Annotated in this window: 12 protein-coding genes and 1 tRNA gene; 5 read left to right on the forward strand and 8 right to left on the reverse strand. The window is 32.4% G+C overall.

Annotation, left to right across the window (positions count from 1 at the left end):
- Positions 1–2: 2 nt before the first annotated feature.
- The 6 genes from P7122_RS08320 to P7122_RS08345 all read right to left on the reverse strand — a co-directional run bounded on the left by P7122_RS08320 (position 3) and on the right by P7122_RS08345 (position 5,226).
- The gene (locus P7122_RS08320) at positions 3–1,307 is read right to left on the reverse strand and encodes a Glu/Leu/Phe/Val family dehydrogenase (protein WP_278005330.1); all 1,305 of its coding nucleotides are present in this window, start codon (positions 1,305–1,307) and stop codon (positions 3–5) included.
- A gap of 192 nt (positions 1,308–1,499) precedes the next feature.
- Positions 1,500–1,676: a hypothetical protein gene (locus P7122_RS08325; RefSeq protein ID WP_278005331.1), complete on the reverse strand. Its 177-nt coding sequence runs from the start codon at positions 1,674–1,676 to the stop codon at positions 1,500–1,502.
- 185 nt (positions 1,677–1,861) lie between these two features.
- A complete protein-coding gene (locus P7122_RS08330) occupies positions 1,862–3,190 on the reverse strand; it encodes a sigma-54-dependent transcriptional regulator (protein ID WP_278005332.1) in 1,329 nt (442 codons plus the stop codon).
- Between the two features lie 7 nt (positions 3,191–3,197).
- Positions 3,198–4,289, reverse strand: a complete 1,092-nt coding sequence (locus P7122_RS08335; RefSeq protein WP_278005333.1) for a sensor histidine kinase — start codon at positions 4,287–4,289, stop codon at positions 3,198–3,200.
- Between the two features lie 18 nt (positions 4,290–4,307).
- Positions 4,308–4,922 carry an MCP four helix bundle domain-containing protein gene (locus P7122_RS08340; RefSeq protein ID WP_278005334.1) on the reverse strand — a complete coding sequence of 205 codons (615 nt, stop codon included), beginning with the start codon at positions 4,920–4,922 and terminating at the stop codon, positions 4,308–4,310.
- A gap of 222 nt (positions 4,923–5,144) precedes the next feature.
- Positions 5,145–5,226: transfer RNA gene (locus P7122_RS08345), tRNA-Leu, on the reverse strand.
- A 108-nt stretch (positions 5,227–5,334) separates the two neighbouring features.
- Between P7122_RS08345 and P7122_RS08350 the strand changes: the two genes are divergently transcribed.
- Positions 5,335–6,729 (forward strand): dipeptidase, encoded by a 1,395-nt coding sequence (locus tag P7122_RS08350; RefSeq protein ID WP_278005335.1) that lies wholly within the window; start codon positions 5,335–5,337, stop codon positions 6,727–6,729.
- 54 nt (positions 6,730–6,783) lie between these two features.
- Here P7122_RS08350 and P7122_RS08355 read toward each other — a convergent pair whose 3' ends face one another.
- Together P7122_RS08355 and P7122_RS08360 are read right to left on the reverse strand one after the other, a co-directional pair.
- The gene (locus P7122_RS08355) at positions 6,784–8,187 is read right to left on the reverse strand and encodes a tetratricopeptide repeat protein (protein ID WP_278005336.1); all 1,404 of its coding nucleotides are present in this window, start codon (positions 8,185–8,187) and stop codon (positions 6,784–6,786) included.
- A gap of 5 nt (positions 8,188–8,192) precedes the next feature.
- On the reverse strand, positions 8,193–9,581 hold the full coding sequence (locus P7122_RS08360) for a M28 family peptidase (RefSeq protein WP_278005337.1): 1,389 nt from the start codon (positions 9,579–9,581) through the stop codon (positions 8,193–8,195).
- 122 nt (positions 9,582–9,703) lie between these two features.
- Here P7122_RS08360 and P7122_RS08365 point away from each other — a divergent pair, with 122 nt between their 5' ends.
- The 4 genes from P7122_RS08365 to P7122_RS08380 all read left to right on the forward strand — a co-directional run bounded on the left by P7122_RS08365 (position 9,704) and on the right by P7122_RS08380 (position 14,994).
- On the forward strand, positions 9,704–10,069 hold the full coding sequence (locus P7122_RS08365) for a BlaI/MecI/CopY family transcriptional regulator (RefSeq protein WP_076618165.1): 366 nt from the start codon (positions 9,704–9,706) through the stop codon (positions 10,067–10,069).
- A gap of 2 nt (positions 10,070–10,071) precedes the next feature.
- Positions 10,072–13,254 (forward strand): M56 family metallopeptidase, encoded by a 3,183-nt coding sequence (locus P7122_RS08370; RefSeq protein WP_278005338.1) that lies wholly within the window; start codon positions 10,072–10,074, stop codon positions 13,252–13,254.
- Between the two features lie 129 nt (positions 13,255–13,383).
- Positions 13,384–14,484, forward strand: coding sequence for a DUF4407 domain-containing protein (locus P7122_RS08375; protein ID WP_278005339.1), 1,101 nt, complete (start codon positions 13,384–13,386; stop codon positions 14,482–14,484).
- A gap of 66 nt (positions 14,485–14,550) precedes the next feature.
- Complete coding sequence (locus P7122_RS08380; protein ID WP_278005340.1) at positions 14,551–14,994, forward strand: YybH family protein; 444 nt, start codon at positions 14,551–14,553, stop codon at positions 14,992–14,994.
- Positions 14,995–15,005 lie beyond the last annotated feature (11 nt).

The following is a 15,005-nucleotide window of genomic DNA, read 5'->3' on the forward strand; positions in this document are numbered from 1 at the left end:
TATTAAGGGAAAATTCCTCTTTCTATATAAGCCTTTTCTATTCGTTTTATGGCTATGCTAAATGCCGCTGTTCTCATATCTATACCTTCTGCCTTAGCATAATCATACACTTTATTAAAAGACTCTTTAAGCTTTTTATCTAGTTTTGCCATAACCTCATCTAATTGCCACAGCTCACCATTTCTGTTTTGCAACCATTCAAAATAGCTACCAACAACTCCACCAGAATTGCATAATATATCTGGAATAATAGTTACTCCTCTTTCTGTTAATATTTTTTCGCCTTCAACATTTGTTGGTCCGTTAGCTCCTTCTGCTATTAACTTTGCTTTAATGCTTAATGCATTTTCTTTAGTAATTTGGTTACCCAAAGCCGCAGGAATACAGATATCACACTCTAAAGCAAAAAATGTTTCCTTTTTTACTTCCTTAGCCTTTGGAAAATCTGCAATGCTTCCGTCGTTAACCTGCATATAATTAAACAAGCCTTCTACATCAATACCCTTTTGGTTTTCTATACTTCCAAAAGCGTCTTGCACACCAACCAAAATAGCTCCATCTTTTTCTAGGAAATGTGCAGCCCAATACCCAACATTACCGAATCCTTGTACTATATATTTTTTTCCTTCTAAACTTTGATTATTTTTTTCTGCCCAAAACTTTATAGACAAATACACACCATAACCAGTAGCTCTATCACGACCTTCTAATCCACCGCTTCCGGCTGGCTTACCCGTTACTACATGTTGATTTGCTGTTCGTTCTGCTGGTGGCCTAGTACTCATATAAGTATCTGCCATCCAAGCCATTGTTTGACTATTTGTATTAACATCTGGCGCAGGTATATCGTGCTCTGGCCCAATGTTATCAGCTAACGCAAACGTAAAACGTCTTGTTATACGCTCTAACTCTGTTTTAGAATACTTAGAAGGATCTATTTTTATACCTCCTTTTCCCCCTCCATAAGGCAAACCTGCTAATGATGTTTTCCAGGTCATCCACATAGCTAATGCTCTAGCCGCATCGATATCTACTGTAGGATGGTATCGTAAACCTCCTTTGTATGGTCCCAAAGCATTGTTGTGCTGTACTCTGTAACCTGTAAATATTTCTACATCACCATTATCCATTTTTACTGGAAAATTCACAATAATTTCATTATTGGTAATGCTTAATATTTTTTTAATATTTGGATGTAAGTTGATTTGGTTAGCAGCACTTTCAAACTGCTCCATTACATTATCCATCATACCTCTTTGAGGTACTTTTTTAGCTTTTTCTTTAAGCTCTGCTGTTAATGTTGACATTCTTTATTATTAAATTAACTGTTTTCGATAACAATGAGTAAATACTACTTGAAATATCTGTTTGAGATCGATCTTTCCTGATACTTCTCATTTAAGTATTTACTTCTTAAAGACTTATTATTCTTTCTAGAATTTTTAGTATTTAAAACTGTAATTAGGGCATTAAAATTCATAACGCAATTATTTAAAAAATTAAACTAGTTCTAATTTGTGTCTTTTTTTGTTTTGAGGTATTTCTAAATTCATAATTGATTTGGAATCTAATTCTACCTCTTTGTATTCGCTACAAGACCACACTTTGTCTTTTTGTGCAGTGAGCACACAATTTTTTTGGTACTCGCAACTTGGGCAAATGTTTATGTGATTCATTTAGAAAAATCATTTTGTTACAATGTATATGGCAATGCACATGCCAAAACAAACCAACAAAACACAAAAAACTCTCAAAACCCTTTATTTAAAAGGGCAACGAGAGTTTAAAACAATTTATTTACAGAATAAATAGTGATACTTTTTTACTCAATTGCGAAAAAAAGTATCATTATTTTACGCTTTTAATTAGCAAGTTTTTGACGGATGGTTTTTCTGTCTATTTGAAGTATTTCTGCAGCCTTAGTTTTATTGTTTCCAGTAGCTCTTAAAACTTTTTCTATATACCTACGCTCAATTTCTTTTAAAGGTACAAGCTCATCAGAAGACATATCAATAGTGTACTTTAAATGATTTGGCAACGATTCTGCTTCAATAACTTTATCGCACATTATAACAGCACGCTGAACAATATTTTCGAGCTCCCTTATGTTTCCTGGCCAATCGTACCTCATAAAAATACTTAACGCTTCGGGTGCAATTTTTATAAAACGATCTTTGTACTCTATACCATATTTAAACAAAAATTTATCTACCAAAAACGGTATATCATCTTTTCGATCTCTTAAAGGAGCAATTTCTATTTCTACAACTGTAAGCCTGTAAAACAAGTCTTCTCTAAAGCTTTGCTTTTTTATCATTTCTTTAAGGTCGCTATTTGTTGCTGCAACTATTCTTACATCTATTTGCTCGGCTTTTGTAGCTCCTACTTTTACCACTTCTTTTTCTTGAAGCACTCGCAATAAACGCGATTGTACAGCCAACGAGGCATTACCAATTTCGTCTAAAAAAATAGTTCCGCCGTTTGCTGCCTGAAAAAAACCATCTCTATTGGTTTCTGCACCTGTAAAGGCTCCTTTTACGTATCCAAATAATTCTGCCTCAAGTAAGTTTTCTGGTATAGCACCACAGTTTACTGCTATAAATGGAGCTCTAGAAAATTTACCTTGGTAGTGTATTGCTCTTGCCACTAACTCTTTTCCTGTACCACTTTCTCCTTTAATAAATACGGTGGCTTTATTATTTTTTACACGCTCTATAATTTGTATGACATCATTAATCTGCTTAGAATTTCCTATAATTTCGCCATAAGCATTATTAGGGTTTTCTGTTTTAGATTTTTTGGCTTCAACAGTAATTGAGCTATTCTGTAGCGCCTTATCTAAAGCCACTTTCAACTCATCTTTTGTAAATGGTTTTGTAAGATAATCCGTAACGCCAGACTTTATTGCCACTAAAGAATCTTGCACAGAAGGATAACCTGTAATGGTTAGTTTTGGTAATTTTGGATAGTGCTCTGATACAAACTTTATAAGCTCAAAACCATCAACTTCTGGCATTTTTAAATCCGTAATAAGCAGATCTATCCTTGTATCTTTTAGGATGGCTACTGCTTCCTTTACAGAAATAGCTTTGTAAACATGAAATTTCCATGATTGTAAATGACGTTGCAGTAACTCCAAGATATGGATATCATCATCTACAACTAATATATTTTCTTGTCGTAATTGCATATATTTTTTAATCTTTTGGCAATCTTACAATAAAGGTTGCTCCTTTTTTAGAATTATTTTTTGCTACAATAGACCCTTTGTGAGATGCAACAATACCATGCACCACACTTAGCCCTAAACCAGATCCATCTCCTTGAGGCTTGGTTGTAAAAAAAGGCTGAAACACTTTGTCTATATCTTCTTTTTTAAACCCAACACCTTGATCAGATATTTTTAAGATAACCTCTTTTTTATTGCTAGACGCTTCAATATGCACAACACTATCTTTTGGCGAAAAATATATAGCATTAATAAGAAGGTTAAATATAATTTGTGTGAGCTGAATTGGATCTGCCCTTAACCACAACTCATCATCTTTAATATTAACTTGATAATTGACATGCTCTTTTTTAAATGTAGCTTCTAAAAGTGTAATTGCATTTTTTATATTAGGAATAAGATTAACAAGCTCTTTTTCCTGAGGCATTTCGCATGCAAAAAACATCAGTTTTTTTACTACCTCTCTAGAAAATATTGCGTTTTGAATAATTTTATCTACATCTGAAATGGCTTTTTGATTGGTTTTTAAATCCTCTTTTAAAAGCTCTCCAAAACCTAAAATGTTTGCCAAAGGCGTATTTAATTCATGAGCAATACCAGCTGTAATTTCACCCAAAATACTTAAGCGATCTGCATGCTCCATTTGTCGTTTGAGCGAAGCTTCATTTTTTTGAATTTCAATTCGCTCAAATAATGCTCCAATCTTAAGCGCAACATTATCTAACAATAGTTTTTCTTCTTTTAAAAAACTCAATGTTTCTTTCTCTAAAGCATATAATCTTACTAAAATTTCACCTTTTGGAGCATTAAAAACTTTAATACTAGAACTTAGTGTAAAATCATCTTTTATAAATTCTTTTGTTCCTATAGTTATCTCATCTATCCAAATTAATGCCTCCGTTTTTTTGGGATATTGAAACGCTTTTTTTAGGCTAAAGGCAATGGCTTTTATTGTATCTTCTATTAAATCAAAATCAGTATTAGCTATAATAGAAGATACCTCATACAAACAAGTTAACTCTTTAATACGTTCTTTTAATGCAGACTCAGTACTGTTCATTTAAATAAATTCTTCTATTTATTGATTTTTACCTCTAGTCATAGACTTTTTCACCCTATAAAATAAAGCAAACTGCACTGTAAAACCAATTATAACCAAAAACACAATTTCTAATGTAGACATAAGATTTTTAGTATCTAGACTACGCTGTGCCACACCTACTTTATACTTACTTTCGGACACTTGTATTAAAGATAAGTTATTTAAATCTGTTTTTATGGCATCTATAAGCAGAACTTGCTGATCTTGATCTATAAGAGTAGTAGATTTACTCTCTAATTGTAAGAGTGCATTAAAATTTTCTTTTAATTCTTCAAAAGTGCGCAATTCTCTACTCGTAAACTTAGTAGTAGAAAACACATCTATTAATGCTGCAAACTCTTTATTTAAGTTTGATTGGCTATACACCAAAGACGCATCTAAAATTTTAAGATGCTTTTTACACATTACATTAGACATTTTGTAGACATAATCCTGAGCCACAACTCTATCGCTATAAATTGTAGTTAATGTATCTTGAACAGTATTAAAATGTCTTTGATCTAATCTGTTGGTAGCAAAGACCAGCAAAAAGACAATAAAAAGAGCAAAACCAATATTAACACGATTAGAAAGAGAAGTTTTAGCAGACATAGTGTTTCGTTTTTAATTAACATTAAAAAAACACAAAAACTCTTCCAAACCTCAACCCAAAACCAACAAATAAATGAAAATCAAATAATTACACAAACAAGACTAAATGTAAAATTGGGGAAATATTACCCGATTGATACTTTTTTACCCAATAAAAAATTACTCAAAGGCAATATCAATCCATAAAAAAAGCCTCAGTATACAACTGAAGCTTTTTGTCTGTACAGGCGGAGAGACTCGAACTCTCACACCTCGCGGCACTAGATCCTAAGTCTAGCGTGTCTACCAATTCCACCACGCCTGCAAATTTGGATTGCAAATATAAACAATTGTTTGGATATACAAATAGGTTTTGAATAAGAAAATATTCGATTTTGTTTTTCTTACTTTTGTTTGAAATCAAATAACTACTATGCAAAATATAAAATCTTACATCGATGAGCACAAACAACGCTTTATCGACGAGCTTATAGATTTACTAAAAATTCCTTCTATAAGTGCAGATTCAGCTTACAAAAAAGACGTTCTCAACACAGCAGATGCTATTAAAGTAAGTTTAGAAAAAGCGGGTTGTGATAAGGTTGAAATTTGCCCAACAGATGGCTACCCTATCGTTTATGGCGAAAAAATAATTGACATAAACTTACCAACGGTTTTGGTTTATGGTCACTATGACGTACAACCACCAGATCCGCTAGATTTATGGAATTCTCCTCCGTTTGAACCTGTAATACAAAACACAGACAAACATCCTGAAGGTGCTATTTTTGCAAGAGGTGCTTGTGATGATAAAGGCCAAATGTACATGCACGTAAAGGCTTTGGAATACATGACAAACAATAATGAGTTACCATGTAATGTAAAGTTTATGATTGAAGGTGAAGAGGAAGTTGGTAGTGCTAATCTTGGAAAATTCGTCGCTGCTAATCGTGAGAAGTTAGAAAACGATGTTATTCTTATTTCTGACACTGGTATGATTGCTAAAAATGTACCTTCTATTACAACTGGACTTCGTGGTCTTAGCTATGTTGAAGTTGAAGTTACCGGACCAAATAGAGATTTACACTCTGGTTTGTATGGAGGTGCTGTAGCAAACCCAATAAATGTATTAACTAAAATGATTGCATCGCTTCATGATGAAAACAACCATATTACCATTCCTGGGTTTTATGATAAGGTTGAGAACCTTTCGGATGAGGAACGTGCAGAAATGGCTAAAGCTCCATTTTCGTTAGACAACTACAAAAAAGCTTTAGATATTGATGCGGTTTATGGTGAAGAAGGCTATACTACAAATGAACGAAACTCTATAAGACCAACATTAGATGTTAACGGAATTTGGGGAGGATATACAGGTGAAGGAGCCAAAACAGTTATTGCTAGTAAAGCTTTTGCTAAAATCTCGATGCGTTTAGTGCCAAACCAAGATTGGGAAGAGATTACACAATTATTTAAAACCCATTTTGAAAGTATTGCTCCTGATGCTGTAAAAGTTAAAGTAACTCCGCATCATGGTGGTCAAGGCTATGTAACACCAATAGATAGCACAGGTTACCAAGCTGCATCAAAAGCCTATGAAGAGACTTTTGGAAAAACTCCTATTCCACAACGTAGTGGTGGAAGTATTCCTATTGTTTCGCTTTTTGAGCAAGAATTAAAAAGTAAAACAATCCTTATGGGCTTTGGTTTAGATAGCGATGCTATACATTCGCCAAACGAGCATTTTGGAGTTTGGAATTACTTAAAAGGTATTGAAACTATTCCTTGGTTTTATAAGTATTTTACAGAGTTAAAGTCGGCTGAATAGTTTAGACAAAGTTGTATAGGCAAGTCATCGTAAACTGATTTGCCTATACAATTCTTAATCATTAGACCCTAGATCAATATCATACTTACTTTTGATTGCATTATAAGCTGCATCAGACACAATTAAATAAACATTTATCTCTCCTGAAACTTTATTAAAATTAAATTCAACACTTGTTTTCTCAGTATTAACTTTAGCTAATCTAATTTTATATAAATCTGTTTCTTGTTTTTTAAAGTCTTTAATATCAGAATAAAGAATTGCAAAATTTGAAAACTCTTTTTTCAGAATAAAAATGTAAGATTCCAATAATTTTGCCATTATTAATTCATCTGTATTCTGAGTTTGTTCTGTAGATAAGTTTAAGAAACTAATTGCTTCATCATAATGGCTATCATTAACAGACAAAAGAGCTTTAATATAATATGCATTAAAGCTTCTTAGGTTAGCTTCTTTTAAACCAATATTCAAGTATTTTTTACCATTTTCATTATCACCTAAAAAGAAATAAGACGTAAACAAACCCTCTACAAAATATTTTAAATTTCTCTCGTCACATTTTATTGCAAGTTGAGTGTACTCAACTACTTTTTTATAGTCTTTAATTTTGTATAAATAGGATAAAATTTTTGAGTAATATTCTGAATTGCATTCTTCCAACTCCAATAACTTCAAGTAATCATTATAACTCTCATAATCCTTGTTATCTTTTAGAAGAATTTCTGCTCTGTACTTTATATATTTTGCTTTAGCTTCTTGCTCAATAATATTATTTAAAATTTCAATTGCTTTGCCATATTCTTTTTCTTCATCATAATATTGAGCTATAAAAAACTCAAGAATATTACTGTGCTTTAATTTTAATCCTTCTTGCAATAGTCTTAAAGACTCATCTTTCTTATTCTTATTATTCTGCTCTTTACCTAAAGAATATAAAACGCTGGCTAAATCAATTCTTACAAGCTCATCGCTTGGGTCTATAATTAAAGCTTTGTAATAATAGTTTATAGCTTCATCATAGCCATTGTATTTAAAAAAACTTAAAGCTATTTGTTTATAAAGTCTTTTACTAGGTTGATATTCGCAAAAAACAATCAAAACTGCTAATGACTCTTCAATTTCGCCTTTTTCCTCTAATATGAGTGATTTTAATATTATTGAATTCTCTGTTTCTTTACCAATCTCTTCGATTTTGTCTAATACAGTAATAGCTTCATCATATTGTTTATTTGACGATAAGACTAAAGCCTTTTGCATAATATAATTATTATTCAAAGAGTCTATACTCAATGCTTTATTTATAAAAGCCAATGCATTATTAAAATCACCTTGTTTTGAATAAGAATATGATTTATTGTAGTAGCTTAAAGAGAGTGAATCTTTTTGACCGTAACTAAGTGTGCCACATAAAAAAAGTAAGAACAAAAAAAATTGTTTCATAATATTAACTAATTTCAAGTGATCTACTCTTTAATAATTTTAAAAGTCGAAGCTTTAGTTTTAGACTTAATATTTACAAAATAAACTCCTGAAGCAATACTATCGAATTTAATTTCGATATAGTTGTTTTGGGAGTTCGTTTTTCTTATCACTCTTCCTGAAATTGCGTTAACTGTAACATCAATTTCAGACTCACTAAAATTATCAATCTTAATTACCGAATCTACTGGATTTGGGTATACTTTAATTTCGTTGGGCAAAAATTCTTCCGAAGACAAAACCGAAAAACTAATACACAAACTCATTTCTGTACAGCTTCCGTTGGTAACCTCAACAGCATAACTTCCACTGCTTAATGGTGTAAACGATTGATTGGTTTCACCTGAAATAGGCGTATTCGTATCGCAATTATACCATTGGTATGTTCCTTCATTTTGGTTAGACACTAATTCCGTAGCTGTTTGCGTTAAAGTGTTATCTACACTAATTAAACCTGCTTTGGTTGCTGTGTAAGCCAGTACTAATTTGGTCAGCTCTGTCATATACTGAAAATCGATATCCTCTACCCTATCATTGGCTGTATGATAATCTGGTGTCTGATCATTGGTTTCCCAAGATTCACCAACTAAAACTGCAGAATAACCTTGATCCCAAAAACGAGAATGGTCGCTCGCTGTAGTACCTGGATTAACAACAATTTCATGTAAATCGAATGTGTAAGCACTCAAAAGACTTAGCAAATCATCTTTTATAGCAACTGAATTTGCAATATTTCTAACATCAATATCAAACTGATTATCGCCAGGTGTTCCAGGTGCATCACCATCATACCCAATCATATCCATATTAATCACACCCAGAATATTATCTCTGGTATTTCCATTAGTGTCGTCAGCCGCTTGCTCTGCATAATAATTGGCACCAAGAAGTCCTATTTCCTCTTCGTCCCAAAGTGCATAGACAATAGTATTGTCTGTACATTGAGCAGAAAGCAATCTTGCTATTTCTAAAACCGCAGAAACTCCTGTTGCGTTGTCATCTGCACAGTACGTAGTTACAGAATCATAATGCGCACAAATGATATAAATATCATCAGGATTTGTTTGTCCTAATTGCGTTGCAATTACATTTTTTCCTGCTGAATTAAAATTCTGAAATTCAACATTTAGGTTAGGCAGTACTTCTAAACGTTCCTTTATATAATCTGCTGCCAAATCGTTATTACTTTGCACTCTAGACGTTATAGTTTGCGTACTTCCGTTTATAAGTGCCGACTGCTCTCCTGCAAGCTGTGCCACTACAGTTTGTAAATTAGAATTACTAACTGAGTTCATTAAATCTTCTATAGATTGCGCTCTAACAGTAAGCGTGGCTAATACTATAAAGCCTAATAGTAATAAGGACTTTTTCATTAATAAAACTGCATTAAAAAGTATAGTCAAAGATAGTGAAATGTAAAAAATTGAAAATCAAATGTTTTGAAATTAAAATTTTTATTCTACATTTGTAGAGTTAATTCTAATCTTGTAGAACAATGGAACTTTCTAAAACCGAAGAACAACTCATGCAATACTTATGGAAGCTAGAAAAAGCTTTTATGAAAGATATATTAGAAGTTTATCCTGAGCCAAAACCAGCAACAACAACCGTTGCCACGTTATTAAAACGAATGATTGGAAAAGGCTTTGTAGATTATAAAACCTATGGTAAATCGAGAGAATATTACCCACTCGTTAAAAAAGAAGACTACTTCTCAAAGCATGTAAACGGTTTAATTAAAACTTTTTTTAACGATAGTGCGTCTCAGTTTGCGTCGTTCTTCACCCGAAAAACAGATTTAACCAAAAAAGAGTTAGAAGAGCTAAAAGCTATAATAGACAAGGAAATTAAAAGTAAGTAATCATGGAACTATTTTTGTTAAAATTTTCGGCTTGTCTTTTGGTGTTTTGGCTAACCTATGTGCTACTCTTAGAAAAGCAACAAATGCATCACTTCAAAAGATTTTATCTGTTGGGTTCGTTTGCCATGGCTTTAATAATTCCGCAGCTTACCATTATTGAATATATAGAACCTATTGTTCAAAATTTTGAAATCACAACTGCATTTATTCCCATAGAAGCAGAAGTTACACCTCAACCCATTGAGACCTCACCTGTACTTACTTTAGAAATTATTCTTTGGTCTATCTACATACTTGGAGCAACGCTATTTGCAATTCGTTTTGCGGTTAACCTGTTTAGACTATACAGACAAATTGCAACAAACGATAAACAACGCAACCGAAATTTTATCTACGTATTACTAAAAGCGTATCGCATACCACATTCATTTTTTAAATACATTTTTGTTAACCAGCAACAATTTGAAAACAACCAAATACCCAAAGAAGTCAGACTACATGAAGAAACGCATGCCAAGCAATGGCACAGCTTAGACATTTTGTTGTTGGAATTGTTACAAATTGTCTTTTGGTTTCATCCTTTGGTTTATATTTTAAAACATCATATAAAACTAAATCACGAGTTTTTAGCAGATGACGCTGTATTGCAGCAAGGTATTACTACTAAAAGCTATCAGAATATATTATTACAATTTTCATCAAACACTCACAATCATCAATTAGCGAGTGCCATCAATTATTCATCATTCAAAAAACGATTTACAGTTATGAAAACACAAACCTCCAAAACCCGAATTTGGTTAAGTACCTTATTGGTATTACCAGTTTTAGCTATTCTTTTTTACAGCTTTGCTGAACGAGAATATGTTGAGAAAGAACAAACAGAAAATCTTACAACAGAGGTAAATTCATTTTTAGTTTTTGTTGAAAAAAACGGAAACACTTTAGAGCTTAGATGCGAAAGTGGTTGCAGATGGAGTCATCTAGTACTAGAACCCAACTCTGAACCTTACATCATTAACGACTTTGGTTTCTCGGAAGGAAACACTTTAGATACCGATAAATTTGCATTTTCTATTGAGCCTAATCAATCTGGTGTTTTACTAAATGGATTAAAAGGCACGGCTTGGGTTAATTTGGCATTTTCTTTACCCAAAAACCAAAAACAAGCTGTTAATCAATTGGGTATGACCAATGAAAAAGTTCCTAATCTAGAACAAATTAGTGACGACTTACAAAAGAGAGCAGAAGAAAACTACTATAAAAATCAATTTTTTGTAGTAAAAGACAAGCAAGGCCGTAAAGTAAGTAAACGATTTTTTGAATTAGATTATAATAACAAAATTAAATGGGTATATGCTAATGAGATTCCTTATCATAGAATAGATGTTACAGAAGCACATTTTGAAGAAGCTAAGAATTCGAAAAACTATATCATTAAAGTCGATGGAAACTATATATCTAAAGACGACTTAAAAAAATACAAAGCATCAGACTTTATAACGTTTTCTTACACACCAATTTCAAAATTGGCAGAAATGAAAGAGCAATCCGTCCTTAACTTAGTGACAACAGATGCTTATAATTTATTTGTTAGATTAATGATAAGCCATTATACTGAAGTATTTGCCAACTATGAGAATGAAATGGCACTCCCAGAAAACAAACGAAAAACTGACATCAAAGAACTAGTAAGCACCTATGAGTTTCTAGATTATAACTACAAAAAATTTACATCAGAAATCTTAAAACAAAATCAGTTAATTCCTCCAACACCTTTATCAGAAGATATCATAAAACAAGTTCATCAATCTTACCTTGACATACCAAATTTGTATATTGATAAGGACAACAATTTATTCCTAAACAATAAGTCCACATCCTTAAAAACCATTCAAAAGGACTTTAATGAAATTACTAATTATAAAAAGGCTGAATTGATTTTAAAAGCAAATGGAAGACGCATTCACAATGACTTTATTAACCAAATTATGGTAGCTATTGGTGATAATTTAACAAATATTGAAGTTTCTAATGGTCAAGCGGTAATTTATAATCCTAATTTTAAAAATAAGGAAGTTAACCAACAAAAACCAGTCATGTGGATTCTAGTCAACAGAAAGGGACAACTATTAGTTGATGATGAAGTCGGAACACTAGAAAGCATTAAGAAGAAACTGAAAAAGCTATCTAAAACTAAAAACTCAAAAGGGACAGTAGCTATTCAATTTGATTCGGAAGCGCCTGAAAAAACAGTTAATGAAGTAAAATCTATAGTACAAAAATCTGGATTTGAAGTCTTCACTATAGACACTAATCAAATCCCTCCGCCTCCGCCACCTCCTCCTGCGCCTGAGCCACCTAAGAAAACATCTAAGGGTGGACCAAATGCTAATGGAGTATACCAAACTAACAAAATTGAACCTATTGAAATCTATATTGATAGTGACAATAACATTCAATTAAATGGAAAAAGTATTAAAGAAGATGCCATTAACAATCAAGTTGCTAAACTCAACAAACATTTATCTACCGAAGATCATCGAAAATATGTTATGGCTTCAATTGCCATAGAAAAAAATAAAAGTGCAGATTTAGCTAAATCTATTCAAACGAAACTTAAAGAGGTTAATGTCTTTTGTGGTAGTATTTCGTATTTAGAAAATGTATCTAAATCTAACTTACCAAAGAAATCATTAAACTTATACTCTGGGTTAACCGTTGAAGAAGCAAAAGCTAAGGAGAAGAAAATTTTTAGTACTTCTGGTGACTCTAAAAAAAAGACAGACAACACCAACGATAATAGCCCATGGAAAGTTAAAGTGTCAACTGCTTCATACGAATACACTGATGATAATGGTAAGAGTACTGGTAAAATTGATTTATTTAGTGACAGAACTACTCAGTACCCTATTATTAATGGAAAACAAATTAAAGGAGGAGATATTTCGCTTACTAAGGAAAAACTGAAAAATTTAAAAATTACATTAAAAGAAAATAAAATTACATCCTTTAAAATTCAGTTTCCAAATAACCTAATACATATTAATAAAGGTAACACCTTGAACGATAAAGTTAAATCATATATAAATCATATTGAACCCAATTATGTTGTTACTCTTTTTGATATATATGATAAAAATGGTAAAGAATTACCACCAATATTGATTACCGTTACAAATTAGTACTTAAGCCTCGCAATGCGAGGCTTTTTTTATCTTAAAAATGTAACAAAACCACAATTTTAGCGTTCTAATAACCTATAAGATATGCTACATGCATAGCTTAACATCAATCAATCAAAACAAACAGTTATGTTAAAACAATTCTTTATCCTATGTTCGGGAGCAGACACCAATATTCTCGATAACTGCTCTAATGGCGAGCAAAATAAATATGCTGGCATTGGCGCTACTGTGTTTTTTACTGCATTAATGGCAACCATTGCTGCAAGTTATGCATTATACACGGTTTTTGATAACCTCTACACTTCCATTGGTTTTGGATTGGTTTGGGGACTTTTAATCTTTAATTTAGATCGATACATTGTTTCAACTATAAAAAAAAGAAACAGTTTTTTAGACGAATTACTACAAGCTGCACCACGAATTTTTCTGGCTGTTATAATTGCTGTGGTGATTTCAAAACCTTTGGAACTTAAGATTTTTGAAAAGGAAATCAATCAGGTGTTATTAGAACAAAAGAATGATTTAACACTTGCCAACCAAAATCAAATTGCGCAACAATTCAATCCTAAAATAGCAGAATTAGAAGGTCAGATTTTAGGCTTACAAAATGAAATAGATGCTAAAGAAACCGAAGTCAATGCGCTTTACGACACCTTTATAACAGAAGCGGAAGGCACCTCTGGATCAATGAAATTAGGAAAAGGGCCTGTTTACAAAGAAAAACGTGAGAAACACGACACTGCTTTGGCAGAACTACAACAACTAAAAACCGACAACAAAGCAAAAATTACAACTTTAGAAAATGAAATTATTGCTTTGCAAGGCGATTATAAAGCCAACGTTTCAGAATCGCAACCCATCATTGATAATTTTGACGGTCTAATGGCTAGAGTTACCGCTTTAGGCACGTTGCCTTGGCTGCCTTCTTTCTTTATTTTCCTGTTGTTTCTTGCTATTGAAACTTCACCTATTATCGCAAAACTTTTATCACCAAAAGGCGAGTACGACTACAAACTAGAAGATCAGGAAACTGTTATTAAATCGTGGGTTAGTCAACAAGTTGCAGAACGTCAATTACTGGTTAAAACAGACAATGACATTAACAACAAAGTGTACACAGAAATTGCTGATGAAGAAGAGGTGATGAACTACAAACGTAAAAAAGCACGTGAGTTGATGCAACATCAGGCAGATGCCTTTTTGAAGAAGCAAAAGGGAGTACTTTAAAAATGCACTAGTATAGATTTCATTACAAATGATTACTTTTAGAAAAACCTAAAAACCTTATTTGTAATGAAATCTATCTATTTTGTCTTAGTGCTTTTACTATTCAATTGCAATAATAACCAAGACCAACAAAAAGACACTTTTGAAACCGACAAAGCAGAAATTTTAAAAGTCCTTAACACGCAAGAAAAGGCATGGAGCAATCATGATTTAGAAGGGTTTATGCAAGGCTACTGGAAGAATGATTCTTTAAAATTTTACGGTAGCAGAGGATTAACTTACGGTTGGGAAAACACATTAAACAATTACAAAAAAGGCTATCCTACAAAGGCTGAAAGCGGCACACTTAATTTCGTTATTAATGATATTTCAAAAATTGGAGGTGATAATTATTGGGTTATGGGTGAATATCACCTAAAGCGAGAAGCTGGTAATGCTGATGGTATTTTCATCATTATCTTTAAAAAGATTAATGGCGAATGGAAAATTATAGCAGACATGTCTTGCTAAATAAAAAGTGC

The sequence above is a fragment of the Winogradskyella marincola genome (genome assembly GCF_029624125.1).
In the GTDB taxonomy this organism is placed as follows: domain Bacteria; phylum Bacteroidota; class Bacteroidia; order Flavobacteriales; family Flavobacteriaceae; genus Winogradskyella; species Winogradskyella marincola.

Excerpts from the sequence above, each read along its gene's own strand:
- P7122_RS08320 (WP_278005330.1), bottom strand. The coding sequence starts at position 1,307 with ATGTCAACATTAACAGCAGAGCTTAAAGAAAAAGCTAAAAAAGTACCT.
- P7122_RS08325 (WP_278005331.1), bottom strand. The coding sequence starts at position 1,676 with ATGAATCACATAAACATTTGCCCAAGTTGCGAGTACCAAAAAAATTGT.
- P7122_RS08330 (WP_278005332.1), bottom strand. The coding sequence starts at position 3,190 with ATGCAATTACGACAAGAAAATATATTAGTTGTAGATGATGATATCCAT.
- P7122_RS08335 (WP_278005333.1), bottom strand. The coding sequence starts at position 4,289 with ATGAACAGTACTGAGTCTGCATTAAAAGAACGTATTAAAGAGTTAACT.
- P7122_RS08340 (WP_278005334.1), bottom strand. The coding sequence starts at position 4,922 with ATGTCTGCTAAAACTTCTCTTTCTAATCGTGTTAATATTGGTTTTGCT.
- P7122_RS08350 (WP_278005335.1), top strand. The coding sequence starts at position 5,335 with ATGCAAAATATAAAATCTTACATCGATGAGCACAAACAACGCTTTATC.
- P7122_RS08360 (WP_278005337.1), bottom strand. The coding sequence starts at position 9,581 with ATGAAAAAGTCCTTATTACTATTAGGCTTTATAGTATTAGCCACGCTT.
- P7122_RS08365 (WP_076618165.1), top strand. The coding sequence starts at position 9,704 with ATGGAACTTTCTAAAACCGAAGAACAACTCATGCAATACTTATGGAAG.
- P7122_RS08370 (WP_278005338.1), top strand. The coding sequence starts at position 10,072 with ATGGAACTATTTTTGTTAAAATTTTCGGCTTGTCTTTTGGTGTTTTGG.
- P7122_RS08375 (WP_278005339.1), top strand. The coding sequence starts at position 13,384 with ATGTTAAAACAATTCTTTATCCTATGTTCGGGAGCAGACACCAATATT.
- P7122_RS08380 (WP_278005340.1), top strand. The coding sequence starts at position 14,551 with ATGAAATCTATCTATTTTGTCTTAGTGCTTTTACTATTCAATTGCAAT.